Genomic DNA, 25,276 nt, shown 5'->3' with positions numbered 1-25,276 from the left:
TTGCCTAAATATTAGGCAATATGCATGCTTTGTTTAGCCTGACCACTGCGTCAGCCCTTGCGGCAAGGGCACTTCTGCTGGCACGGTGTTTGCTTGCCTCTTTCCAGATGACTGGAGAGACCACAGTGCCCATCTATCTGCCGTTTTTATGCGTCGCGGTTGCGCTGAGCTGGTCGAGCTTCGCCTCCGCCTATCAGGCGCAATGCGCCCTCTCGCGAGCGGAAATGGCCAGGATCGCCATGGGATCGACCATCTTTCTCGGCGCCATCGCCCTGCTGTTCACCGATGGAACGCCGCTGACCGGCGCGGCGCTTTTCATCTGCGGCCTGGCGGTCGCACTGCTTGCGGATCGCTGGATCGCCTCGCGCTGGTCGCTGCTGGCGGCGGCAACCAGTTTCGGTTCCTATGTCGTCGGGACGATGCATTGAGCGGCTCGCGAATATCCGCCGATCTGACGATCCTGGTGATCGACGAGAACGCGATCCGCGCCTCGATCATTGAGGAAGGACTGGCCGAGGCCGGCCATCGCAAGGTCACGGTGATCCATGAGGTGCAGGGCGTCGCCCGCCTGATCGAGACGCTACAACCCGATGTCATCATCATCGATATCGAAAGCCCGAACCGCGACATGATGGAGCATATGTTCCAGCTGACCCGAAGCGTTTCGCGGCCGATCGCCATGTTCGTTGACAGTTCCGACACGGCTTCCATCGAAGCGGCCGTCGATGCGGGCGTCTCGGCCTATATTGTCGACGGGCTGAAGAAGGAGCGGGTGAAGCCGATCCTCGACATGGCGGTCAGCCGCTTCAACGCCTTCAGCCGCCTGCAGCGCGAACTCGCGGAAGCCCGCAACGCGCTGGAAGAGCGCAAGGTCATTGAGCGGGCCAAGGGCATTCTGATGAAAATGCGGGGCCTGAGCGAAGAGGAAGCCTTCGCGCTCCTGCGCCAGAGCGCCATGAATGAGAAGAAGAAGATCGCCGATATCGCCCAGAGCGTGGTCACCGCAGCGGGGCTGCTGTTGTGATGGGCGACGCGATCCGGAGAAACCGCGATGAGTGAGATGTTTTCCATGAGCGCGCTCGGTTCCGCCGCCCCGCCACGCGTGACGCGTGAGCAGAAAACGCTCCGCGCCGGCTTCATCCCGCTAATGGATGCCTCGATCCTCATCGTGGCCGCCGAACTCGGCTTTGCGGAGAAGGAAGGCCTGAAGCTCGATCTCGTGCGCGATGTGTCCTGGGCGAATGTACGCGACCGCCTCGCCTTCCGCCAGTTCGATATCGCCCATATGTTGTCGCCCATGCCGGTCGCCTCCATGCTGGGGCTGGGTTCCAATCCGTCGCCCACCATCACGCCGTTCTCGCTCGGGCGCGGCGGCAATGCGATCACGCTGTCGGCCCGCATCTTCGAGCGGATGCAGATCCTCACCGGCCTGCCCGACGACGCGAGCGCGCTTGCCAATGCGCAGGCGCTGGCCGCAGTTCTTCTCGATATGCGCGCCCGCGGCGAAGCCGCGCCGACGCTCGGCATGACCTATCCCTTCTCCTCGCATAATTACGAATTCCGCTACTGGCTTGCCGCCGGCGGCATCGATCCGGACCGGGATGTGAAGCTTGTCGTCGTGCCGCCGCCGCTGACCTCGGATGCACTGGCCGCTGGCGCCATCGACGGCTTCTGTGTCGGCGCGCCCTGGAACATGGTCGCGTCCGAGCGCGGAACCGGCCGGATCGTGGCGGCGAAACAGGATATCTGGCCGCTGGCGCCGGAAAAGGTGCTCGGCTTGCGCCCCGAATGGGCCGAGGCGAATGCCGATACGGTCTCGCGCCTCATCGTCGCGCTCGACCGCGCCGCGCGCTGGTGCGACGAGCCCGGCAATCACGACCATCTGGCGGAAATCCTCAGTTCCGCGCCCTACATCCAGGCACCGCGTGACATCATCCGCCGCGTGCTCAACGGCGAATTCCACCTCGACGCCCGTGGCAATAAACGGATCATTCCGGATTACTTCCTCTTCCATCGCGGCGCGGCAAACTACCCGCGCCCGCACCAGGCACTCTGGATCTACAGCCAGATGATGCGCTGGGGGCAGGCAGAATTTTCGGGAGACAATCGGGCCAAGGCAGAGAGCGCCTATCGGCCGGACCTTTATCGCAATGCGCTGGGAGCGGAAGCCTCGACTCCGGATGCCACGGAGGAGGCCGAAATGCTCTCCGCCTTCATGGACGGCAAGCCCTTCGACACGGCAGACATGGCGGCATATGTGGCTCGCTTTCCGGTGCGAACGGACGCCGCTCCGCCGCTTGCCGCGCACGATGCCTGATTGCGCTGCGCTGCACAAAAAATACGCAAACAGACAAGACTGCCGAAATATTGGTCGCTATCCGGCGTGTGTCGCCGGGAGGCAAGGCAGCGGGCCGGACTGAAAATCGGCCGCGATTCCAGCGTGATAAGGCCATCACTGCGAAACTGGCACGCGGTTTGCTTTTCTATTCACATCCGGTCAACGGCGACCGGAGACAAGAGCGCCTGAAGCGCGCTCACCAGAGACATAGACGTCGCTTGGTTCTGCACACCGGATCCTCCCATCCGGCCGTTGCACCAACCAGCGGCGTTTTTTGTTTTTCCGCATCTCCGTCACATCACCAGAGGGACCGAAAACAATGACGAAGACGACAGGAACAGGTATCGGCCGCCGCGATCTCTTGAAGGTCACATCCGCCGCAGCGCTGATCAGCGCAGTCAAAATGGCATTCCCCTCCGGCGCCTTCGCGCAATCGGCAGGCCCCGAAGTCAAAGGCGTGAAGCTCGGCTATATCGCGCTGACTGACGCAGCGCCGCTGCTGATCGCCAAGGAAAAGGGCATTTTCGACAAATACGGTCTCACGGAAGTCGAGGTCATCAAGCAGGCCTCCTGGGGCGCGACGCGCGACAATCTCGTACTTGGCGGTGCGGCCAACGGCATCGACGGCGCGCATATCCTGACCCCGATGCCCTATCTCATTTCCACCGGCAAGGTGACGCAGAACAACGTGCCGGTGCCGATGTCGATCCTCGCCCGCCTCAATCTCGACAGCCAGGGCATTTCGGTCGCGCAGGAATATGCGCAGACCGGCGTGCAGCTCGACGCCTCCAAGTTGAAAGAGGCCTTCGCGGCCAAGAAGGCGAAGGGCGGCGAGGTCAAGGTCGCCATGACCTTCCCCGGCGGCACGCATGATCTCTGGCTTCGCTACTGGCTCGCCGCAGGCGGCATCGACCCGGACAAGGACGTCTCCACCATCGTCGTGCCGCCGCCGCAGATGGTCGCCAACATGAAGGTCGGCAACATGGACGCCTTCTGTGTGGGCGAGCCGTGGAACGAGCAGCTTGTCAACCAGGGCATCGGCTTCACCGCCTGCACCACCGGCGAAATCTGGAAGAAGCATCCGGAAAAGGCGCTGGGCCTGCGCACCGACTGGGTCGAGAAGAACCCGAACGCGGCCAAGGCTCTGCTGATGGCCGTGATGGAGGCCCAGATCTGGGCCGACGGCATGGACCACAAGGACGAAATGTCGACGATCCTCGGCAAACGGCAATGGTTCAACGTGCCGCCGAAGGACGTCGCAGGCCGCCTCAAGGGGAATATCAATTACGGCAACGGCCGCGTTGTCGAGAATACCGGGCTCGAAATGAAGTTCTGGAAGGACCAAGCCTCCTATCCGTTCAAGAGCCACGACGCCTGGTTCATCACCGAGAATATCCGCTGGGGCAAGTTCGCACCCGACACGGACATCAAGTCGCTGGTCGACAAGGTGAACCGCGAAGATCTGTGGCGCGCCGCCGCCAAGGATCTGGGCGTGGCCGCCGCCGACATTCCGACCTCCACGTCGCGAGGGAAAGAGACCTTCTTCGACGGCAAGGTCTTCGATCCGGAAAACCCCAAGGCCTATCTCGACAGCCTGAAGATCAAAGCCGTGGCCTGACGGCCATGCGGCCCCCGCCCGCTGCTTTCCCCTCGCAGCGGGCGGGTCCTTCATCCGAACGAACCACGCGACTGACACCGAAACAGGAAGAAACCCATGACCGCCACTGCCCGCAAGGCCCAACCCGCGTCTGAGGCCAAGCCCCTGACAGAGCCTGTGATGACGACGGCGACGGTTGTCGCGCTGCCGAAACCCATGCGCAGCACGTTCCGTCCGCAAGCCATCCTGGCCGCAGCCGCGCGTAACATCGTGCCGCCGCTTGTCGTGGTTCTGATCATCCTCGGCGTCTGGCAGATTGCCTGTTCGCATCCGGGCGCCAGCCTGCCGGCGCCCTCGCAGATCTGGACCGACAGCGCCGATCTGATCACCTCGCCCTTCTTCAACAACGGGCCGCAGGATATCGGTCTTGCCTGGCGCGTGCTGATCTCGCTGGAGCGCGTCGCCATCGGCTTCGGGCTTGCCGCCTTTGTCGGCGTCATTCTTGGTGCCGTCGTCGGCCAGTCCGTCTGGGCGATGCGCGGGCTCGATCCGATCTTCCAGGTGTTGCGCACCGTACCGCCGCTTGCCTGGCTGCCGCTGTCGCTCGCCGCGTTCCGCGACAGCAACCCCTCGGCCATTTTCGTGATCTTCATCACCTCGATCTGGCCGGTCATCATCAACACCGCCGTCGGCGTGCGCAACATTCCGGACGATTACCGCAACATCGCCCGCGTACTGCGCCTCAACCAGCTCGAATTCTTCTTCCGCATCATGGTTCCGGCCGCAGCGCCCTACATCTTCACCGGCCTGCGCATCGGCGTCGGCCTCTCGTGGCTGGCGATCGTGGCGGCCGAAATGCTGACCGGCGGCGTCGGCATCGGCTTCTTCATCTGGGATGCGTGGAACTCCTCGCGCCTCTCCGACATCATCGTGGCGCTCGTCTATATCGGCGTCACCGGCTTCATCCTCGACAAGCTCGTTGCCTTTGTCGGGACCATCGTCACGCGCAGCAATTGAGGGAGGCCATCATGACGAGCTATCTGAAGATCGACCATATCGACAAGAGCTTCGAGCGTGGCGGTGTCCGCACCGACGTCCTGAAGGACGTGTCGCTCACCATCGAGAAGGGCGAATTCGTTTCCATCATCGGCCATTCCGGCTGCGGAAAATCGACGTTGCTGAACCTGATCGCCGGTCTCACCCGCGTCACCTCCGGCGCAATCCTGCTGGGCAACACCGAAGTCAATGCGCCAGGTCCGGAACGCGCCGTCGTGTTCCAGAACCATTCGCTCCTGCCCTGGCTCACCGTCTACGAAAACGTCAATCTCGCCGTCTCCAAGGTCTTTGCCGGCAAGAAGAGCAAGACCGAGAAGCATGACTGGGTGATGAACAATCTCGATCTCGTGCAGATGGCCCATGCCAAGGACAAGCGCCCCGCCGAAATCTCCGGCGGCATGAAGCAGCGTGTCGGCATTGCCCGGGCGCTCGCCATGGAGCCGAAGATCCTTCTGCTGGATGAGCCCTTCGGCGCACTCGATGCGCTCACCCGCGCCCATCTGCAAGACGCGGTGATGGAAATCCATGCGCGTCTGGGCAACACGATGATCATGATCACCCATGACGTGGACGAGGCAGTTCTCCTCTCCGACCGCATCGTCATGATGACCAACGGACCGGCCGCACGCATCGGCGAGGTTCTGGACGTCCCGATCCCGCGACCGCGCGACCGCATCGCGCTCTCCGCCGACCGCACCTATCTCAAATCCCGCGAAGCCGTGCTGAAGTTCCTCTACGAACGCCACCGCTTCGTCGAAGCCGCGGAGTAAGCTTCATGACCAATCTTGGGGCCCAAAAACTCGTCATCATCGGCAACGGCATGGCCCCCGGCCGCATGCTGGAGCATCTCTTCGAACAGGCCCCCGGCCTCTACGACGTCACGATCTTCAACGCCGAGCCGCGCGTCAACTATGACCGCATCATGCTCTCGCCGGTTCTCTCAGGCGAGAAGACCTTCGAGGATATCATCATCCATGGCGACGGCTGGTATATCGAAAACAACGTGACCCTCTACAAGGGCCATCGCATCGTCGAAATCAACCGGCAGGCCCGTACCGTCACCTCCGACCATGGCGTGACGGAAAGCTATGACAAGCTGGTGATCGCCACCGGCTCGGTTCCCTTCATCATCCCGGTTCCCGGCAAGGACCTGCCGGGTGTCATCACCTATCGCGATCTCGACGATGTGGACGCCATGCTGCTCGCCGCGCAATCGCGCGAAAAGGCGATCGTCATCGGTGGCGGCCTGCTGGGTCTGGAAGCCGCCGCCGGCCTTGCGCTTCGCGGCATGGACGTGACCGTGCTGCATGTCATGCCCACGCTGATGGAGCGCCAGCTCGATCCAGCCGCCGGTTATCTCCTGCAAAAGGCGGTCGAGGAACGCGGCATCAAGGTCATCACCAAGGCCAATACCAAGCGCATCATCGGCACGGATCGCGTCGAGGGCATCGAGCTCGATAACGGCACGATCATCCCGGCGACACTGGTCGTCATGGCCGTCGGCATCCGGCCGAATGCCGGTCTCGCCAAGGACGCCGGCCTTGCGGTCAATCGCGGCATCGTGGTCGATGCCGGCATGCAGAGCTCGGATGGTGACATCCTCGCGGTCGGCGAATGCGCCGAAGTCGACGGCATGGTCTATGGCCTCGTCGCGCCGCTCTACGAAATGGCCCGCGTGGCCGCCGCGCATCTCGCCGGCGATACAAAGCCCGCCTTCGTCCATTCCGACACGCCGACCAAATTGAAGGTGACCGGCATCAACCTCTTCTCGCTGGGGGATTTCGCCGATGGCGACGATCGCGAAGAGATCGTGCTGCGCGATGCCACTGCCGGCATCTACAAGCGCGTCGTCATCAAGGACAACCGCATCATCGGCACGGTTCTCTATGGCGAAACCTCGGATGGCGCATGGTTCAACGACCTGAAGAAGAAGGGCACCGACATTTCCGCCATGCGCGACACGCTGATCTTCGGCCAGTCGTTCCAGGGGGGTGCTCCGCTGGACCCTATGGCGGCCGTTGCAGCCTTGCCGGATGATGCGGAAATCTGCGGCTGCAACGGCATTTGCAAGGGCAAGATCACCTCAACGATCACGGCCAAGGGCCTGACGACGCTGGACGGCGTGCGGGCCCATACCAAGGCGTCCGCCTCCTGCGGCAGCTGCACCGGCTTGGTCGAGCAGCTGATGTCACTGACGCTCGGCGATGCCTATAATCCGGCAGCCGTCACGCCCATGTGCACCTGCACCGAACTTGGTCATGACGATGTGCGCCGGCTGATCAAGGCCAAGGGCCTGAAGTCCATCCCCGCCGTCATGCAGGAGCTGGAATGGAAGACCTCCTGCGGCTGCGCCAAGTGCCGCCCGGCACTGAACTATTACCTCGTCTGCGACTGGCCGGACGAATATGCCGACGACTACCAGTCGCGTTTCATCAACGAGCGCGTCCACGCCAATATCCAGAAGGACGGCACCTATTCGGTCGTGCCGCGCATGTGGGGCGGCGTGACGAGCGCGGCTGAGCTGCGCGCCATTGCCGATGTGGTCGACAAGTTTGAAATCCCGATGGTGAAGGTCACCGGCGGCCAGCGCATCGACCTGCTCGGCGTCGAAAAGGAAGACCTGCCCGCCGTCTGGGCCGATCTGGGCAAGGCCGGTTTCGTGTCGGGTCAGGCCTATGCCAAGGGGCTGCGGACCGTGAAGACCTGCGTCGGCTCCGACTGGTGCCGCTTCGGCACACAGGATTCGACCGGGCTCGGCATCCGCATCGAGAAATTCATGTGGGGTTCGTGGACGCCGGCGAAGCTCAAGCTTGCCGTCTCCGGGTGTCCGCGCAACTGCGCGGAGGCGACCTGCAAGGACATCGGCGTCATCTGCGTGGATTCCGGCTTCGAGATCCACTTCGCGGGCGCTGCCGGTCTCGACATCAAGGGGACCGATGTTCTGGGGCTCGTCAAGACCGAGGACGAGGCGCTGGAGCATATCGTGGCGCTCACCCAGATGTATCGCGAGCAGGCCCGCTATCTGGAGCGCATCTACAAATGGGCGAAGCGCATCGGCCATGACGAGATCCGCCGTCAGATCATGGAGGATCACGACAAACGCCGCGCCTATTACGAGCGCTTCGTCTTCAGCCAGAAATTCGCGCAGGTCGACCCCTGGTCGGAGCGCGTCTCCGGCAAGGACAAGCACGAGTTCAAGCCGATGGCCGCCGTCGGCTTCCATCAGGCAGCGGAGTGAGATCATGACGACAAACTGGATCGCCATCGGCCATATCGACGACATTCCGCTGCGCGGGGCGCGTTGCGTGAAGACGCCGGACGGCAAGATCGCCGTCTTCCGCACCGCCGAAAACGAGGTCTTCGCCATCGAGGACCAATGCCCGCACAAGGGCGGGCCGCTCAGCCAGGGCATTGTCCACGGCAGGGCCGTGACCTGCCCGCTGCACAACTTCGTCATCTCGCTGGAAAGCGGCAGGGCGCTGGGCGCGGATGAGGGCGAGGTGCGGACGATCCCGGTGAGGAATATCGATGGGCAGCTTTCGATTGCGTTCGAGGCTGCGGCGCTCGTGGCGGCGGAGTGATGAGGATGCAGATGGCGGCTAGCCTACCCCTCTCTGTTCTGCCGGAAATCTCTCCCTCAAGGGGGGAGATTGCATGGTGCGCGCGCCGCATGCCGTCTCCCCCCTTGTGGGGGAGATGGCGGCAGCCAGAGGGGGTCTTTATCACAAGCGCTGAGCCGGCGGAAAGAAAGGCCCCTCCCCAACCCTCCCCACAAGGGGGAGGGAGAGCGACCGTCGTGCCCTCCCCCATCTCCCCCCTTGAGGGGGAGATGTCAGCGAAGCTGACAGAGGGGGGTGCCTCACCCCGGATTGGAAGAGACAATGCCCACTGAAACCCGCACCACCTGCCCCTATTGCGGCGTCGGCTGCGGGGTGATTGCCCGCATCGAGGATGACGGCAAGGTCAGCGTGAAGGGCGACCCGGAGCATCCGGCGAATTTCGGCCGCCTCTGTTCCAAGGGCTCGGCGCTGGCCGAAACGCTCGATCTGGAGGGGAGGGTGCTTGCGCCGCAGGTTCACGGCGAAACAACAAGCTGGGAAGACGCCCTTGATCTCGTCGCGCGGCGTTTCAAGGATACGATCGCCGAGCACGGCCCGGACTCAGTCGCTTTCTATGTCTCGGGTCAATTGCTGACGGAAGACTACTACGTCGCCAACAAGCTGATGAAGGGCTTCATCGGCTCGGCCAATATCGACACGAATTCAAGGCTGTGCATGGCCTCCTCCGTGGCCGGTCACAGGCGCGCCTTCGGCTCCGACACCGTGCCGGGCTGCTATGAAGATCTGGAGCTTGCCGATCTCGTGGTTCTCACGGGCTCCAACACCGCCTGGTGCCATCCCGTCCTCTATCAGCGTCTCGTCGCAGCCAAGGTGGCCCGCCCGGCGATGAAGATCGTTGTGATCGATCCGCGCCGAACCGCGACCTGCGACATCGCCGATCTGCATCTTTCGGTCCGCGCCGATGGCGACGTGGCGTTGTTCAACGGGCTATTCCATCATCTCGTTGATAACGGCCACGTGGATGAGGCTTTCATCGGCGAGCACACCAGCGGTTTCAGCGAAGCGCTGATGGCGGCCACCCGGCTGAGCATGGCGCAGTTGTCCGAAGCAACCGGCGTTTCGGGCATGCTCCTGCGGCAATTCTTCAAGCTCTTCGCCGAGACCGAAAAGACGGTCACCTGCTACAGCCAGGGCGTCAACCAGTCGGCCCTGGGCACGGACAAGGTCAATGCCATCATCAATTGCCACCTTGCGACCGGCCGCATCGGCCGGCCCGACATGGGGCCGTTTTCGCTGACCGGCCAGCCCAATGCCATGGGCGGCCGCGAGGTCGGCGGCCTTGCCAACATGCTGGCCGCCCACATGGAGATCGGCAATGCCGCGCATCGCGACATCGTGCAGCGCTTCTGGAACGCGCCCGTGATCGCCGACAAGCCGGGCCTCAAGGCCGTCGACATGTTCGAGGCGGTCGCGGATGGGCGGATCAAGGCGATCTGGATCATGTCGACCAACCCGGTCGTCTCGATGCCGGATGCCGATGCCGTGCGCGCGGCGCTGAAGGCCTGCCCCTTCGTCGTCGTTTCCGACATTCTGGCCAACACGGACACCGCCCGCCTTGCCCATGTTCTCCTGCCCGCCACCGGCTGGGGCGAGAAGTCGGGCACGGTCACCAATTCCGAACGCCGCATCTCCCGCCAGCGGCCGTTCCTGCCCGCACCCGGCGAAGCGCGGCCCGACTGGTGGCAAATGGCCGAAGTCGGCAAGCGCATGGGCTTTGTGCAGGGTTTCGACTTCGCTTCGCCGGCGGAGATCTTCGCCGAGCACGCAGCCCTCTCCGCCTATGAGAACGACGGCATCCGGGATTTCGATATCGGCGCCTACGCGGAGATCGACACGGCGGGATATGACGCCTTGATTCCGTTCCAATGGCCGCAGCCGGCGGGCGCGCCGTCCCGCAAGCGCTTCTTCGCGGATGGACGGTTCTATCACGCGGACCGCAAGGCGCGTTTCGTGCCTGTCACCCCGCCGGCTCCCGTGGCACGAAACGAAGCCTTCCCCTTCACGCTCAACACCGGCCGCGTCCGCGATCATTGGCACACGATGACCCGAACCGCGAAGAGCGCGCGGCTCTCCGCCCACATCGCCGAACCGTTCTGCGAAATCCATCCACTCGACGCACAGGCACTCGGGATTGCCGATGCAGATCTCGTCACGGTCACGTCGCCCGCCGGCCACACGGTCATCGTCCGCGCGCTGCTGACCGAGCGGCAGGCGCAAGGCGCGGTCTTCGTGCCGATGCACTGGACCGGCGAGACCGCCGCCGCCGCGCGGGTCGATACGCTGGTGCCCGGCCGCGTCGATCCCGTTTCCGGCCAGCCGGCTCTGAAACAGGCCGCTGTTTCAGTCGCCCGTTATGCTCCCGCGGCGCATGGCTTTCTCGTTTCGTCGGTCAGGCCGGCCGACCTATCCTTCGATTACTGGGCCATCGCAAAAACCGAGGGTGGCTATCGGCTGGAGCTTGCAGGCGGCGCGCCGGAAGCGGGCTGGGAGGCATGGCTGCGGGAAAGTCTGGCGCTTCCTGCTTCGGTTGAGGTCTCGGGCTATGCCGATGCAGCAAGCGGCGACCATCGCCTGCTCGTCTTTGAAGGCGACCGGCTTCTGGCGGCACTTTTCGTCTCGCGCGGCCCGGTCGCAGTCTCGCGGCAATGGGCGGTGGAACAACTGAACGTTAGCCACGCCGACATGTCCGCCCGTTTCCTGCTCACCGCCGGGCGACCGGCTCCGGGGCGACCGGACAAGGGCGCCATCGTCTGTTCGTGCTTCTCGGTCGGGATCAACGAGATTGCCTGCGCTGTGCGCGAGGGCTGCTGGTCGGTCGAGAAGGTCGGCGAAAGCCTCAATGCAGGCACCAATTGCGGCTCCTGCCGCCCGGAAATCAGGAGGATCATCGATGCGACGCAAGTCCTTGCCGCCGAGTGACAGTGCCGAGCGCATCGCGCCGCTCGCCAAGCTGCCGGTCTTCTGGTCGCTGACCGACAGGCGCGTCGTGGTGGCCGGCGGATCGGATGCCGCCGCCTGGAAGGCCGAGCTGCTCGCCGCCTGCGGTGCGAGGGTCGAGGTCTTTTGCGAGCCACACGATGTGAGCGAAACCATGCAGGCGTTGATTGCCGAAGGGAAGGTTTCGCTGAAACCGCAGCCCTGGTCGATCAGCGTCTTTGAAGGCGCGAGCCTTGCCCTCGGCGATTGCGAGGGGGAGGACGAGGCTCGCGCCTTCTTCTGCGCGGCACGCGCGGCGGGCGTTCCGGTCAATGTCATCGACAAGCCGGGCTTCTGCCAGTTCCAGTTCGGCTCCATCGTCAACCGCTCGCCGGTCATCGTCTCGATCTCCACCGATGGCGCGGCACCGATCCTGGCGCAGGCGATCCGCCAGCGCATCGAAACGCTGCTGCCGCCGGCTTTGAAGGACTGGGCCGCACTTGCCCGCCAGCTCCGCGAGGCGGTCAATCTGCGCCTTGCGCCCGGCCAGCCACGCCGCAAATTCTGGGAGAGCTTCGTCGATCGCTGCATGGGCGCAAACCGGCTTCCGGCGGATAACGAGGCGGAAGACCTGCTTGCCGTGGCAGAGCGGATCGCCGCTTCGCCGCCCGCCGGTCGCGTCACGCTGGTCGGTGCCGGCCCGGGCGATGCCGAACTTCTGACGCTGAAGGCGATGCGTGCGCTTCAGGCTGCCGATGTCATCCTTTTCGATGAGGGCGTTTCCCGCGATGTGCTGGAACTGGCGCGACGGGAAGCCAAGCGCTTCCTCGTGGGAGACACGGGCGGCCGACAGAATGGCCGGGATGAGGCGATCGAGACCGTTGCGCGCTTTGCGCGCGAAGGAAAGCGGGTCGTGCGGCTGATGCCGGGCGATCCGCTGCAGGCGCGCGGCACGGGCACAGACATCGCGCGTCTGGAGCGCCAGGGCCTCAGCGTGGTTGTCATTGCAGGGATCAGCGCCCACGGCCCCGCCACCGCGTCGCTCGGTCAGCCGGATGCAGCAGTTTTCGCCTCTGCGGCCGCCTTGCCGGCTGTCAGGCCGGCCGGCCGCTAGGGTTTGTCAGGGAAACGCGACCCCCGCTGTACCGAAAAGAAACGCCGCCGCTTAGTCCACCACGATCCGCACCGGAACGGCCTTGCTGGCCGGCGTTTTCGACTGCTTGTCGTGATGGGAAAGCGGCACTAGCGGGTTGAGCTCGGGATAATAGCCGGCTACGCAGTCGCGCGGGAGTGAGAAGGGAAGCACCTTCAGCCCCGTGACCTTCCGCGCGACACCATCCTCGGCATCGCTGACCAGGGATACGATCTGGTCCGCCTCGAGGCCTCGGTGCCGCATCTCCTCCGGGCTGATCAGCAACACGTCACGCGAGCCGTTGACCCCGCGAAGCCGGTCCTCGAAACCGTAAATCGTGGTGTTGAACTGGTCGTTGCTGCGCAGGGTGATCAGCCTATAGCGGCCGGGACGATCCTCGAAACCGGTCGCGGAGAGCATGGCGGGGGTGGTGAACTCAGCCTTGCCGCTTTTCGTTTTCCAGATCCGTTCGCGCGCGCTGTTGCCGCGATAGAAGCCGCCGGGCGTGAAAAGGCGCTTGTTGAAATCGTGGAACTGCTCGGGGTAGGTCTCTTCGATGAGGTCCCGCACACGCGCGTAGTCGCCTGTCCATCCGTCCCAATCCACCCTGGGATTGGGCGACAGCGTGGCCTTCGCCATGCCGGCAACGATGGCCATCTCCGAGAGCAGGTGTTCGCTCGCCGGGGTCCGGTGCCCAACCGAGCCATGAATGCAGCTAAGGCTGTCCTCCATCGTCACCGTCTGCGGCCCGCCTGCCTGTTCGTCGCGCTCGGAGCGGCCAAGGCAGGGCAGCAGATAGGCCGCCTCGCCATTGATCAGGTGGCTGCGGTTGAGCTTCGTGGCGATCTGGACGGTGAGACGAAGGCCGCGCCAGGTGGTTTCCATCGCTTCACGTTCCGGAATGGCGCGGACGAAATTGCCGCCGAGGCCGATAAAGGCCCGGACCTTGCCCTGCAGGATACCCTCGCAGGCCTCCACGGTGTTCATGCCCTTCTTGCGCGGCGGTTCGAAACCATACATCGCGGAGAGCTTGTCCAGCGGTACAAGTTCCGGCTTCTCCGAGATGCCGACGGTGCGCTGGCCCTGCACGTTGGAATGGCCGCGCACGGGCGAAATGCCGGCACCTTCGCGGCCGATATTGCCCTTCAGCAGCAGGAGATTGACGAACATCGCGACATTCTCGAAGCCGTTGACCTGCTGGGTGAGGCCCATGCCGTAGATGCCGATGGTGCGTTCGGCCTCGACATAGATCCGGGCTGCCGCTTCGATATCGGCGCGGGCGAGACCGGATTCGGCCTCGATCTCGCCCCACGATGTGGCGCGAACCTTCGCCTCCAGGGTCTCGAAGCCGGCGGTGTGCTGCTTGATGAAATCGCGGTCGAGGACGGAGCGGCCCGCCGCCTTCGCATCGTCATCGCAGGCGAGAACATGCTTGATCAGGCCCATGAGCGCGGCAATATCGCCACCGGCGCGGACCTGCAGATAGAGTGAGGAGATGCGCAGCTCGTGGCCGGTCAACATATCGACCGGGTTCTGCGGGTTGATGAAGGCTTCCAGACCCTTCTCGCGCACCGGATTGAAGGTGACGATGCGGCAGCCGCGTTTCACCGCGTCTTCCAGGTCATGCAGGAAGCGCGGGCTGTTGGTGCCCGTGTTCTGGCCGAAGAAGAAGATCGCATCGCATTTGGAGAAATCCTCGTGGATGCAGGTGCCGACCGGCGCGCCGATCACCGATTTCAGCGCAACGGAGGTCGTTTCGTGGCACATGTTGGAACTGTCGGGGAGATTGTTCGAGCCATAGAGCCGGGCGAAGAGAGCGTAGCAATAGGCGGTTTCCAGGCTGGCGCGACCGGAGGCATAGAAGATCACGCTTTCCGGATCGAGCGCCCGCAATTCCAGCCCGATCCCTTCAAAAGCCTCCTGCCAGGAGCAGGGGAGATAGCGGTCGCTGACCGGATCGTAGCGCAGCGGATGGGTGAGGCGCCCCTGTTGCTCCAGATCGTAATCGCTCCAGCCCTGCAGTTCGGTCACGGTATGCTCGGCAAAGAAGTCGGGCGTGCAACGGCGCGTCGTCAGTTCCCAGAGCGTGGCCTTGGCGCCGTTTTCACAGAACTCGAAGGCGTGATGGTTGGCGGGTTTCGTCCACGCACAGGAAACGCACATGAACCCGCCCGGCTTGTTCTGCCGGGCCAGCGTTTCCATGACCGCAGGTGTATTCCATTCCTTGCCGAAAATCCGTGCGATGCCCCTCAGCGAGCCCCCAGCCCCCGGCGGGGCCGTCATAGCGAACCGTCCTGTCGTCAGGCATCTGTCTCTCCCTGTTCGGTTTCCGGCTGATCTGCCCCGCAGGGGCACGAAATCTCGAACACGTACCCGAAGGGAAAGTTCCCTTCGGAAGTTCCCGCCGACTCACGGCGCTTGAGAATTCCGCAGCGGCTGTCACGGCGCCCCGACGGGGCGGCGGCCCGAAAATTGCCTTGATCCTGCGTGTGAGACTGAAGGCGAAACCGTCCTTCATTCCCGTCTATCCAGCTTCTGGGGAACATCCCGTATGCATCTTGTCCTTCGCTCCGCTCTCTTCTCCGCGGCCCTTGGCCGCCCGACCTCATCTCTGCTGGTTGCGGGCCTGCTGCTGGCCGGCGCATTTCCGGTCGCGCCGCTTCATGCCGAGGATCGCCGCCCTGTCGCCGAACCCGCCATGCCCGCCCGCGTCTGCGCCAGCCTGTCGCCATCTCAAGCCTCGGCAGACGGCCGCTGGAGCGAGGAGACGCGGCGCTTGCAGGCGGCGATCGATCAATGCGGCGCGGGCGGCGCGGTGCGGTTGGTGTCTGACAGTGGAAAGGGCGGGCGGTTTCTCAGCGGGCCGCTCGACATGAAATCCGGCGTGACCCTGTGGATCGATCGCGGGCTGACACTGACAGCCGTGGCCGATCCACGCGCCTATGACAAGGGATCGAACACCTGCGGTACGATCGGCCGAAAGGGCAATGGCTGCGCGGCCTTCATCACCTTCGACGGCACGCGGGGCGGCGGCATCGTCGGCGAGGGCGCGATCGACGGGCAGGGCGGCGCGGCAATGGCCGGGACGCACGAAACCTGGTGGCAGCTTGCCCGCCGGGCCCAGCAGGAGGACGGCAAGCAGAACAATCCCCGGCTGATCGAGGCCGATCATGCCCGCGACCTCACCTTCTACCGGATCACCCTGCGCAACGCGGCCAATTTTCATGTTGCGCTCAACGATGTCAAAGGCGCAACCTTCTGGGGCATCAGGATCGACACGCCGGCCGATGCGCGCAACACCGACGGCATCGATCCCGGCGCGTCTGAGGACATCACCATCGCGCACAGCTTTATCCGCACCGGCGACGACAATATCGCCATCAAGGCCGGCAAGGGCCCGACGCGGCATGTTTCGATCCTCAACGATCACTTCTATTGGGGCCACGGCCTGTCGATCGGCAGCGAGACCAATGCAGGCGTCAGTGACATTCTGGTCCGCAACGTCACGTTGGACGGCACCACCTCGGGCCTGCGCATCAAGAGCGACGCCAGCCGCGGCGGGCTGGTGAGCGACGTGCGCTACGAAGACGTCTGCCTGCGCGGCAACAGGAAGCCGGTGGATTTCGACACGCGCTATGACGACAAGGCGAGCGGCGGCGACATCCCGGTGTTCGAGAATATCAGCCTGCGCAATGTCACCGGCGCGGGGGGCACGCTCGTGCTGCGCGGCCTGGATGCGGCGCATCCGCTGAAGGTCGCCTTCGACGGGGTCCGCTTCGGGCCGGACGCGAAATGGCAGATCGAGAACGCCCAGCTTTCCGCCGGCGCCGGCGGCGTGTCGCCGACCCCGCCCGGATTTGTTCTGAAGCAGGCCGGGGGCGCACCGATGGATTGCGCCGCACACTGGGCAGCCTTTCCGAAAACCGGCGGCGAATGACCTGTGTGAATGCGGGCGACGCCGTCAACCCAGACGGTTTTCGTCGTCGATGAGGATCAGGCGGGCGGGCAGATCCGGCCCCCAGCGCCAGAGCACGAGGTTAAGATCGCCGAGACCTGCGCCCGCTGCGAAACTGCGCACCAGAAGGCCATGATAGCCGGCCTCCAACAGCCTGCGGGCGAAGCATTGCGTGTCGGCCTCGCCGCGCTTGTTCATCTGGTCGCGCCAGGTTGGATCGGTCAGGCCCGCGGCATCCATACCCTGGGCGCGGAGCGCAGCATCATCGCGGCTGTCGAAGACGGGCTCGATGTCCGCATCATAGGACACGAGTGTTGTCGGTTGCAGGCTGCCGACCTGATTGGCCTCCCTCAGTGCCGTCATGATGGACAGCGACGTATAGAGCGCCGGCGTTCCTTTCCTATTGAAACGCCCGCCATAGAGTGCGGCGCCGCGGCCGGACAGGGGCTCGCGGGCATAGACCGGGTTCAGCGCCCGATAGATGGTGCCCTGAAATCGCATCGCGCGGATCAGGCGTAAACGCCGGCATCGACGGCGTCGATGTAATCCAGCACCTCGCCGGCACGGCCATCCCGCACCAGCTGCATCGCCGTCAGGCCGGAAAAGCCGGGCAGGGGCTCGGAGCGATACCAGGCATAGGCCATCAGCGCCGAGCCGAAGCGCGGCTCCAGCTTGTTGATGATTTCGGCGACCTCGCGCAGGCGGCGCTGTGTGCGGTCGGAGCGAATGCGCTCCTTGCGTTGCACGGCGTCCTTGCCGAGCCCGGCACTGCGCGCGATTTCCTCGCTCGTCGTGCGCAGCGTCTCGGCGAACTTGCGCGGCGAGAACAAGCCGTCATCGGCATATTGAGCCAGTCCCATTCCCTCACCTCGCTCCTTCACAATCACATTGACGCAATATAGCGTCAGAAATGATGTGCTTCAACCTGCTGGCGGCATGGGAGAGAGCAGATGCGGGCAGGGCTGATTTCAACGGGTGGCGCAGAGATAAGCCTTTACCGCCCCCTGCTGCTGCAGACGATTTCGCGGAAAAGCCCGCGCAAGGGAAAAATTGCTCCGGGTCGCCGAGGGCTTCGAAACAATGATCTACTATTTGAGTAGATTTTATGTATCATGTGGCCATCATGGCCCATGAACGCGCCCGGCGGGCGAGTGTTCTGGCCGGGAGTGAGGAGAAGGGGCAAGTGATGCATCCCAGCAAGCCTGCGCGACTGACGGTCGCCATCGTTGGCGGCGGCTTTACCGGCGGCGCCATTGCCCTGCACCTCGCCACAAGCCGCAGGCAGGGCCTCGCTATCGATATCGTCGTGTTCGAGCCGCGCGAAAGGCTGGGCGCGGGGCTCGCCTATGACACGGAGGAAAGCGTTCATCGGATCAATGTGCCGGCAGGCCGCATGAGCCTTTATCCGGATGCTCCGGGCCATTTCCAGGACTGGATCGAGCGCACCGATGCACTGAAGGACGATGGCGAGGCCCTTGCGGAGGATGGATTGCACTATCCGCGCCGGGGGCTTTTCGGGCGCTATGTCGCCGACCATCTGGCGCCGTGGCTGGCGAGTGGCGCCGTATGGCATCACCGCGCGAGGGTCGAAAATATTCAAAGACAGGGCCCGCGCTGGATGGTTTCGGCGGCGGATGGCCTGTCCATCGAGGCCGATATCGTCATTCTGGCGGCGACCCATCCCGCCCCCGGGCTGCCGGGTGTGCTCGCCGGATTGCGCAACGATCCGAACCTCATTGCCGACGCCACACGTCCCGACGCGCTCGCCTCGGTCGGCGATACGGATCGTATCCTGATTGTCGGCAACGGTCTTACCGCGGCCGACGTGATCGCCGCACTCGAGGCGCGTGGACATACCGGTGACATCCTCTCGATCTCACGGCGCGGCCTGCGCTCGCGCGGGCATGCGCCGCAAGTGCAGGAACCCTTTGGCGATTTCCTCAGCCAACCCGCTGCGACGGCATCCGACCTGTTGCGCCGTGTGCGCGTGACGCTGCGCGCAGCGGAGGCGGAAGGGCGGACATGGCATAGTGTGCTCGATGCCGTCCGTGCCCAGGGACAGGAGATCTGGCAGCGCTTGCCTGTGGCGGAGCGGCGGCGGATCGCGCGCCATGTGCGCCCCTTCTGGGACGTGCATCGCTTTCGCATCGCGCCGCAGGTCGAGGCGGCCGTCGAGCGGGCGATTTCGGCCGGCCGGCTGACGGTTCTCGCCGCCTCGGTCGCCGCCGCCGGCGCCGATGCGCAAGGGATATGGGTGACGCTGAAGCCGCGGCGGTCGCGGCAGACGGTCCGCCGGCATGTCGACAAGGTGATCGTCACCACCGGGCCCGATCATGGCGGTGTGCTGGCCTCGCAGCCGTTTCTGGCAAGCCTCGCCCGGCAGGGCAAAGTGACCGCCTGCCCCACGGGGCTTGGCATTCTCTGCGCCCGCGATGGCCGCGCGATCGATGCCGGGGGACGCGTCGTTGACGGACTTTACGTGGCGGGACCACTGGCGCGCGGCACGTTCGGCGAGCTGATGGGCCTGCCGCAGGTCAGCGACTATGCCGTTTTCATTGCCGCGCGCGTCGGTGAGGATCTCGCCGCCTGGGCCGCGCCGGACGAGACAGCTGCCGCGCCATCGCGCGCGTCCGCATGATGAGAAAATTATTCCGCATTATTGTCTATAATTATTATAGATAAACTGTACAGGTTTTACCCGTATGCGACATTGCTCCTGACGCCTGACAACGGTAGCGGCCTGCAAGGGAGACTCTAAATCATGACAGCCACCGACAAACCTCTCGATTTCCTCTGGTTCATTCCGAGTTCCGGCGATGGGTCCTATCTCGGCTCAGACGATCTCGTGCGCCCGGCCGATCCGGCTTATCTCCGCGAGATCGCCATTGCCTCGGACCGCCTCGGCTATTCCGGCGTGCTGATCCCGGTGGGTGCGGCCTGCGAAGAATCCTTCGTTCTGGCTGCGAACCTCGCCGCTGTGACGGAGAAGCTGAAATTCCTCGTCGCCATCCGCCCCGGCACGGCAACGCCGGCCTATTATGCCCGTCTCGCCTCGACGCTCGATCGCGTGTCGAACGGCCGCCTGCTGCTCAATATCGTTGTCGGCGGCAGCGCGCAGGAACTCGCCGGCGACGGCATCTTCCTGCCGCATGACGAGCGTTACGATCACGCGGCCGAATTCTTCAAGGTCTTCAACGATCTGATCGAAACCGGCCATGCCCATCTCGACGGCAGGTATATCCAGGCGCACAACGCCAAGCTCGTCCTGCCGCCGGTGCAGGCTCCCAAGCCGCCGGTCTATTTCGGCGGGTCATCGGATGCCGCCATCGACTTCTCCGTCGGTCTCGTCGACAAGTATCTGACCTGGGGCGAGCCGCCGGCACAGGTTGCCGAAAAGATCGCCGCCGTGCGCAAGGCCGCCGCAAAGGCCGGCCGCGAGGTGACCTTCGGCATTCGTCTGCATTTCATCGTTCGCGAGACGGACGAAGAGGCCTGGGAAGCAGCAGACCGCCTGATCTCCAAGCTCTCCGACGAGACGATTGCCGCAGCACAGGAAGTGCTGACCAAGAATTCCGACTCCGTCGGTCAGGCCCGCATGGTGGCGCTGCATGGCGGTCGCCGCGACAAGCTGGAAGTCTCCCCCAATCTCTGGGCAGGCATTGGCCTCGTCCGTTCCGGTGCAGGCACTGCGCTCGTCGGTTCGCCGAAGACGATTGCCGAACGGCTGCGCGAATATCAGGCGCTCGGCATCGATACGGTGATTGCCTCGGGCTATCCGCATCTCGAAGAGGCCTACCGCGTGTCGGAACTTCTCTTCCCGGAAATCGGTCTCGGCAAGCCCCACAAGCGCCTGCGCTCCTCCTTCGGCGACGAACAGATCTTCGGCGGCGGCGGCCATGGCGGTAATGTCAAGGCGAAGATCGCGGCGGCCTCCTGAGGCAGCCCGGCGATCATGACCGTGCAAATGAGAAGGGCGGGGAATTCAATTCCCCGCCCTTCTCATTTCTGCGTGCTTGGCGAATGACGGGAGCGGCGCCCGTTCAGCCGCCCTTGCCGAGCAGCCGCTCCAGAATAAGGCCTTCCAGCCTCGCCAGTTCCGCCGAGCCGTGGCGGCGTGGGCGGGGCAGGGGGATGTCGAGATCGAGCGCGATACGGCCTTCCTCGATGACGATCACCCGGTCTGCCAGCGTCACGGCTTCGGACACGTCGTGGGTGACCAGAACGGCGGTGAAGCGCTGTTGCTGCCAGATGCGCTCCAGAAGGGCCTGCATCTCCAGGCGGGTCAGCGCGTCGAGCGCGCCGAGCGGTTCGTCGAGCGCCAGAATGAAGGGATGCGCCACAAGCGCGCGGGCCAGCGCCACGCGCTGGCGCTGGCCGCCGGAGAGAACGGACGGCCATTCGTTGGCCCGGTCGGCAAGGCCGACCTCCTCCAGCATGCCGAGCGACTTGGCGCGCGCCTCTTCGCCCTTTGCGATCCCGGTGAGGCCGACTTCGACATTGCGACCGACCCTGTTCCATGGCAACAGCCGCGGCTCCTGGAACATGATGCGGGTTCGGTTGCCATGCTCCCCGTCGCTGTTGACGATGAGGTCGCCGGAACTCGGCTGGTCAAGACCGGTCAACAGGCGAAGCAGCGTGCTCTTGCCGCAGCCGCTCTTGCCGATGACGGCGAGGAACTGCCCCGCTGGCACATCAAGATCGATGCCCTTCAGCACGGTCTTGTCGCCGAAACTGCGCGTCACGCCGCGAAACGAAAAGGCGATGGGGGCTGCCGGCACCTGCGAGGTCCGGGCCTGCGGGGCTTGGGTCTGCGCCCCATCAGAACTCTGGATTTTGATAGTCTTGTCGAAAGCAAGGACGGTCATGTCTTCTGTTCCTTCATCTTTCCGGTCAGGCGGTGCGGAAGGCCGGGTGCCATTGCAGGCACTGGCGTTCGAGGAAGCGGGCAAGGCTGTCGGCGAGCTTGCCCAGCAGTGCGTAGATCAGAATGGACAGCACTACCACGTCGAGCAGCATGAACTCGCGCGCCTGCATGGCCATGTAGCCAAGGCCGGAGGAGGCTGCGATGGTTTCGGCGACGATCAGCGTCAGCCACATGATGCCGAGCGCATAGCGCAACCCGGTGAACATCGAGGGCAGGGCGCCGGGCAGGATGACGCGCAGGAAAAGCGCCGTGCGCGACATGCCGTAGACGCGGCCCATTTCGATGAGCTGCGGATCGCAATTCTGGATGCCGAGCAGCGTGTTGACATAGATCGGGAAGAAGACGCCGAGCGCGACGAGGAAAAGCTTCGCCTCCTCGTCAATGCCGAACCACAGGATGACCAGCGGGATGAGCGCCAGATGCGGGATGTTGCGCACCATCTGCAGCGTCGTGTCGGTGACGTTGCGGGCCATGCCCGAAAGCCCGTTCAGGAGGCCGAAGAAGAGGCCGATCGCGCCGCCGATGGCGAAGCCGGCCAGCGCGCGGACCGTGCTGATGGCGATGTTGTGCGGGAGTTCGCCGGAGAGCAGCAGTCGCCAGAAGGCCGAAAGCACGGCAGAGGGTGCCGGCAGGACATCGGCCGAGATGAGGCCCGTCCGCGCCGCCAGCTCCCAGAGCAGCAGAATGGCGGCCGGCAGAAGCCAGCCGATGACGTCGTGTCCGACGGATTGCAGAGACTTGCGCATCGCAGCTCCTTTCGGGGGATGGCCTTTGCAGGCGGGCCGGTTCGGGCCTGCCTGCAACCGTTCACAGATGGATGATCAGAGCCCGGCTTGCGACCAGACGGCGTCCTTGACGACGATCTGCCTGGGCAGGAGACCGAGCTTGAAGAAGCGGTCGGCCGTCTGCTGCTGGGTGGCAATGATCTGGGGCGTAATCGGCTCGATGCCGAATTGCGAGCGGTTGGCGGCGAGCGTCTGCGCCTCCAGCGGCACGCCCGTGACGTCGTGCAGCGCCTGGGCAACCTGATCGCGATGCGTGTCCGCCCATTTGGCCGCTTCGCCCAGAGCGGCGATGGTCAGCTTGACCGTATCGGGATGAGCGGCGACGAAGTCGCGATTGCCGAGGAAGTAGGTCTTCACGTCGAGCGTCTTGTCGGTCGTGGCGAGAACACGCGGCTTGTAACGCGTTTCCGCGACAGCAAAGAAAGGATCCCAGACCGCCCAGGCGTCGATCTTGTCGCTGGCAAAGGCCGCTGCCGCATCCGGCGGCGCAAGATAGACGGGCGTGATGTCGGAGAGCGTCAGGCCCGCCTTTTCGAGCGCGGCGACAAGCAGGTTATGCGCGCTTGTGCCCTTGCCGACGCCGACCTTCTTGCCCTTCAGCTCGGCCACCGATTTGACGCTCGATTCCGGTTTGACGAAGATGGCCTCGCCCGCGCCATTGGAGGGAAGCGCCGCGACATAGACGATGGCCGCACCCGCAGCCTGCCCGAAGATCGGCGGCGCATCGCCCGTCCAGCCGAGATCGACAGAGCCGGCATTCAGCGCCTCAACGAGCGGCGGACCGGCGCTGAATTCGACCCACTTGACCGTCACGCCCTTCGGCAGAGCCTTTTCGATCACCTGCTGCTGGCGCGCGATGACCGGAAGATTGGTCTTCTGATAGCCGATCTTGAGTTCGGTAAGTTCGGCCGCCGACAAGCCGGTGGCGGCCAGAAGGCCTGCGCCGGCAATCAAGCCTGCCAGAGTGCGTCGCGTCAGTTTCAACATGGGATCCTCTCGTTGAGCATGGGATATGCCGATGAGAAGAGCCTATATATGTCTACTAGGTTTATAGAGATAAAGTATTCTAATTTGCGAGCGGAGGCGAGCCGAACTTTTCGTTTTGTGCGCTCAACCCGACAAAGGCGGCTTTGTATCCCCCTCCAGCCGATCGGCGATGCGGATCAGGTCGGCGAGCGTTTTCGCCTGCATCTTTCGCATGACCTGGCCGCGCCGGACCTTGACCGTGATCTCGCTGACGCCAAGTTCTGCAGCGATCTGCTTGTTGAGCAGGCCCTGCACGACAAGCCGCATGACATCCTGCTCGCCGGGCGACAGATCGGACCAGAGCCTGCGAAGCTGGGCGGCGGCACCTGTCTCGGCGCGACGCTGCATGTCGATCCGGATACCGCGATGGATGGCATCGAGCAGGTCCTGATCACGGAACGGCTTGGTCAGGAACTCGATTGCGCCTTCCTTCATGGCACGCACCGACATCTCGATATCGCCATGGCCGGTGATGAAGATGACCGGCACCTCAATCCCCAGCCTCGCCATCTCGCGCTGGAAATCGAGCCCGCTCTGGCCGGGCATGCGGATGTCGAGGACCAGACAGGCCGGGGCCTCAACGAGCCCGTGCTCGAGAAAGGCCTGGGTCGAGCCGAAGGCCTTCACGTTCAGATCCACCGAGGCGAGGAGGTCTTCCAGCGCGTCGCGCACAGACTGGTCGTCGTCGATGATATAGACGATGGCCTTCTTGTTGTCGCAGGCGGGGTTGGCGGCCGTCATGCACCAGCTCCCGTCCTGATGGGCAGGCTGATGCGGAAGGTCGCGCCCATGCGCGGGGCCGAACTTACCGCGATCTGGCCGCCATGGGCCTCGACGATGGAGCGGCTGATCGAAAGGCCAATGCCCATTCCGTCTTCCTTGGTTGTCCAGAAGGCCTCGAAGAGATGGTCGAGTGCGGCCGGCTTCATGCCGATGCCCGCATCCGTCACCGTGATGGCGATCCGGTCTTGATCGTCGCGCATGGTTGCAATCTCCAGTTCCCTCTTGAAGCTCGGCTGATCGCGCATCGCATCAATGGCGTTGCCGATCAGGTTTCCGAGCACCTGCAGGATCTGCACCTTATCGCCGGAGATGGCGGGCAGATCTTCCGTCAGGCGCAGATGCAGGCTGACGCTGTTCTTGTCCAGCTCGTCCTGTGCGATCATCACGGCTTCGCCGATCGTCGCGTTGATATCCAGCACCTGCATACGCGGCGGCCCACTTCGGGCAAGGCTTCTCACGCGCTTGATCACGTCGCTGGCGCGGTTGGCGTCGTAGACGATCCGTTCGACCGCCTGTCGCGCCTTGTCGATATTGGGCGGATCGCGGTCGAGCCAGCGCCGGCAGGCATCGCCGCTTGTCGCGATGGCGGCGAGCGGCTGGTTGACCTCATGGGCGATGGAGGCCGTCAGTGCGCCCAGGCTGGTGAGGCGCGCCATCCGCACCATCTGCGCCTGCGCCTCGAAGGCTGCCGCTTGCGCCGCCACCGTCTTCAGAACGAGGAAGGTCGTGGTGGCGATGGCAGCGATGCTGATGGTGCAATTCATCAAGCCTGTCTGGAAGGAGCCGTGCTGCGACATCAGCAGACTGAGCACGGTCAGGAAGACGCACACGCCCGCCAGCGCGATGACCACGCGGGTGGACACGTAGCCGACCGCCAGAACGATGACGACGATATAGAAGACCGCCATGGCGATTTCGAAACTGGTGATCGTGTCGGCAACGAACACGCTCACCAGCAGGAACAGAATGGCGGCGGCCCTCAGTCTTGGCCGGTTGCGTTGGCGGAGGGGCGGTCTGCCTGCGTCGCTGCGGCTCATCGAAACGTCTTTTCACCTTTTGCGGATGCCGATTGGCGGATCGTAAAGCTATTTTCCTTTCGGGGCCAACCGGCAACCGGTTTCTCCCCATCTATACCAACGTATAT

Annotated in this window: 20 protein-coding genes and 1 pseudogene; 13 read left to right on the top strand and 8 right to left on the bottom strand. The window is 64.1% G+C overall.

Translation table 11 applies throughout. The features are described 5' to 3' along the window. Nucleotides 1–125 precede the first annotated feature (125 nt). From LQK83_RS13485 to LQK83_RS13440, 10 genes are all read left to right on the top strand, one after another. Nucleotides 126–428: a hypothetical protein gene (locus LQK83_RS13485; RefSeq protein WP_230837914.1), complete on the top strand. Its 303-nt coding sequence runs from the start codon at nucleotides 126–128 to the stop codon at nucleotides 426–428. Then, a complete protein-coding gene (locus LQK83_RS13480; protein WP_230837913.1) occupies nucleotides 425–1,024 on the top strand; it encodes an ANTAR domain-containing response regulator in 600 nt (199 codons plus the stop codon). The genes LQK83_RS13485 and LQK83_RS13480 overlap by 4 nt, the downstream gene beginning before the upstream one ends. Before the next feature lie 27 nt (nucleotides 1,025–1,051). Then, complete coding sequence (locus LQK83_RS13475; RefSeq protein ID WP_442966753.1) at nucleotides 1,052–2,317, top strand: CmpA/NrtA family ABC transporter substrate-binding protein; 1,266 nt, start codon at nucleotides 1,052–1,054, stop codon at nucleotides 2,315–2,317. Nucleotides 2,318–2,657: 340 nt separating this feature from the next. Beyond that, a complete protein-coding gene (locus LQK83_RS13470) occupies nucleotides 2,658–3,956 on the top strand; it encodes a CmpA/NrtA family ABC transporter substrate-binding protein (RefSeq protein ID WP_230837912.1) in 1,299 nt (432 codons plus the stop codon). Between the two features lie 96 nt (nucleotides 3,957–4,052). After that, nucleotides 4,053–4,952, top strand: a complete 900-nt coding sequence (ntrB, locus tag LQK83_RS13465) for a nitrate ABC transporter permease (protein ID WP_230837911.1) — start codon at nucleotides 4,053–4,055, stop codon at nucleotides 4,950–4,952. Nucleotides 4,953–4,963: 11 nt separating this feature from the next. Continuing rightward, on the top strand, nucleotides 4,964–5,761 hold the full coding sequence (locus LQK83_RS13460) for an ABC transporter ATP-binding protein (RefSeq protein WP_230837910.1): 798 nt from the start codon (nucleotides 4,964–4,966) through the stop codon (nucleotides 5,759–5,761). Nucleotides 5,762–5,766: 5 nt separating this feature from the next. Continuing rightward, nucleotides 5,767–8,229: a nitrite reductase large subunit NirB gene (nirB, locus tag LQK83_RS13455; protein ID WP_230837909.1), complete on the top strand. Its 2,463-nt coding sequence runs from the start codon at nucleotides 5,767–5,769 to the stop codon at nucleotides 8,227–8,229. Between the two features lie 4 nt (nucleotides 8,230–8,233). Continuing rightward, nucleotides 8,234–8,572 (top strand): nitrite reductase small subunit NirD, encoded by a 339-nt coding sequence (gene nirD / locus LQK83_RS13450; RefSeq protein WP_230837908.1) that lies wholly within the window; start codon nucleotides 8,234–8,236, stop codon nucleotides 8,570–8,572. Between the two features lie 300 nt (nucleotides 8,573–8,872). After that, on the top strand, nucleotides 8,873–11,530 hold the full coding sequence (locus tag LQK83_RS13445) for a nitrate reductase (protein WP_230837907.1): 2,658 nt from the start codon (nucleotides 8,873–8,875) through the stop codon (nucleotides 11,528–11,530). Continuing rightward, entirely contained in the window at nucleotides 11,502–12,641 is a 1,140-nt protein-coding gene (locus LQK83_RS13440) for a siroheme synthase family protein (RefSeq protein WP_269065552.1), read from the top strand. Before LQK83_RS13445 ends, LQK83_RS13440 begins: the two co-directional genes overlap by 29 nt. A 51-nt stretch (nucleotides 12,642–12,692) precedes the next feature. Here LQK83_RS13440 and LQK83_RS13435 read toward each other — a convergent pair. Further along, a pseudogene (locus LQK83_RS13435) lies at nucleotides 12,693–14,967 on the bottom strand (FdhF/YdeP family oxidoreductase). Between the two features lie 243 nt (nucleotides 14,968–15,210). On the opposite strand from LQK83_RS13435, the gene LQK83_RS13430 reads away from it, so the two are divergent. Continuing rightward, the gene (locus LQK83_RS13430; protein ID WP_230837906.1) at nucleotides 15,211–16,596 is read left to right on the top strand and encodes a glycoside hydrolase family 28 protein; all 1,386 of its coding nucleotides are present in this window, start codon (nucleotides 15,211–15,213) and stop codon (nucleotides 16,594–16,596) included. A 24-nt stretch (nucleotides 16,597–16,620) separates the two neighbouring features. Here LQK83_RS13430 and LQK83_RS13425 read toward each other — a convergent pair whose 3' ends face one another. Then, a complete protein-coding gene (locus LQK83_RS13425; protein WP_230837905.1) occupies nucleotides 16,621–17,115 on the bottom strand; it encodes an RES family NAD+ phosphorylase in 495 nt (164 codons plus the stop codon). A gap of 8 nt (nucleotides 17,116–17,123) precedes the next feature. Continuing rightward, the gene (locus LQK83_RS13420) at nucleotides 17,124–17,474 is read right to left on the bottom strand and encodes an antitoxin Xre/MbcA/ParS toxin-binding domain-containing protein (RefSeq protein ID WP_230837904.1); all 351 of its coding nucleotides are present in this window, start codon (nucleotides 17,472–17,474) and stop codon (nucleotides 17,124–17,126) included. A 326-nt stretch (nucleotides 17,475–17,800) separates the two neighbouring features. Between LQK83_RS13420 and LQK83_RS13415 the strand changes: the two genes are divergently transcribed. Both LQK83_RS13415 and ssuD read left to right on the top strand, forming a co-directional pair. Next, nucleotides 17,801–19,252 (top strand): FAD/NAD(P)-binding protein, encoded by a 1,452-nt coding sequence (locus LQK83_RS13415; protein WP_230837940.1) that lies wholly within the window; start codon nucleotides 17,801–17,803, stop codon nucleotides 19,250–19,252. 123 nt (nucleotides 19,253–19,375) lie between these two features. Continuing rightward, nucleotides 19,376–20,551 carry an FMNH2-dependent alkanesulfonate monooxygenase gene (gene ssuD, locus LQK83_RS13410; protein ID WP_230837903.1) on the top strand — a complete coding sequence of 392 codons (1,176 nt, stop codon included), beginning with the start codon at nucleotides 19,376–19,378 and terminating at the stop codon, nucleotides 20,549–20,551. Nucleotides 20,552–20,654: 103 nt separating this feature from the next. Here ssuD and LQK83_RS13405 read toward each other — a convergent pair whose 3' ends face one another. From LQK83_RS13405 to LQK83_RS13385, 5 genes are all read right to left on the bottom strand, one after another. Beyond that, nucleotides 20,655–21,479, bottom strand: coding sequence for an ATP-binding cassette domain-containing protein (locus LQK83_RS13405; protein ID WP_230837902.1), 825 nt, complete (start codon nucleotides 21,477–21,479; stop codon nucleotides 20,655–20,657). Between the two features lie 25 nt (nucleotides 21,480–21,504). Continuing rightward, nucleotides 21,505–22,284 (bottom strand): ABC transporter permease subunit, encoded by a 780-nt coding sequence (locus LQK83_RS13400; protein ID WP_230837901.1) that lies wholly within the window; start codon nucleotides 22,282–22,284, stop codon nucleotides 21,505–21,507. Between the two features lie 75 nt (nucleotides 22,285–22,359). Continuing rightward, complete coding sequence (locus tag LQK83_RS13395; RefSeq protein ID WP_230837900.1) at nucleotides 22,360–23,310, bottom strand: aliphatic sulfonate ABC transporter substrate-binding protein; 951 nt, start codon at nucleotides 23,308–23,310, stop codon at nucleotides 22,360–22,362. 123 nt (nucleotides 23,311–23,433) lie between these two features. Then, a complete protein-coding gene (locus LQK83_RS13390) occupies nucleotides 23,434–24,090 on the bottom strand; it encodes a response regulator transcription factor (RefSeq protein ID WP_230837899.1) in 657 nt (218 codons plus the stop codon). Then, on the bottom strand, nucleotides 24,087–25,169 hold the full coding sequence (locus LQK83_RS13385; protein WP_230837898.1) for a sensor histidine kinase: 1,083 nt from the start codon (nucleotides 25,167–25,169) through the stop codon (nucleotides 24,087–24,089). The genes LQK83_RS13390 and LQK83_RS13385 overlap by 4 nt, the downstream gene beginning before the upstream one ends. Nucleotides 25,170–25,276: the final 107 nt, after the last annotated feature.

The organism is Rhizobium sp. C1, assembly GCF_021026335.1.
Lineage (GTDB): Bacteria > Pseudomonadota > Alphaproteobacteria > Rhizobiales > Rhizobiaceae > Ensifer_A.
Note: the sequence above shows the minus strand (reverse complement) of the source record. Positions and strands in the feature narration are given on the sequence as shown.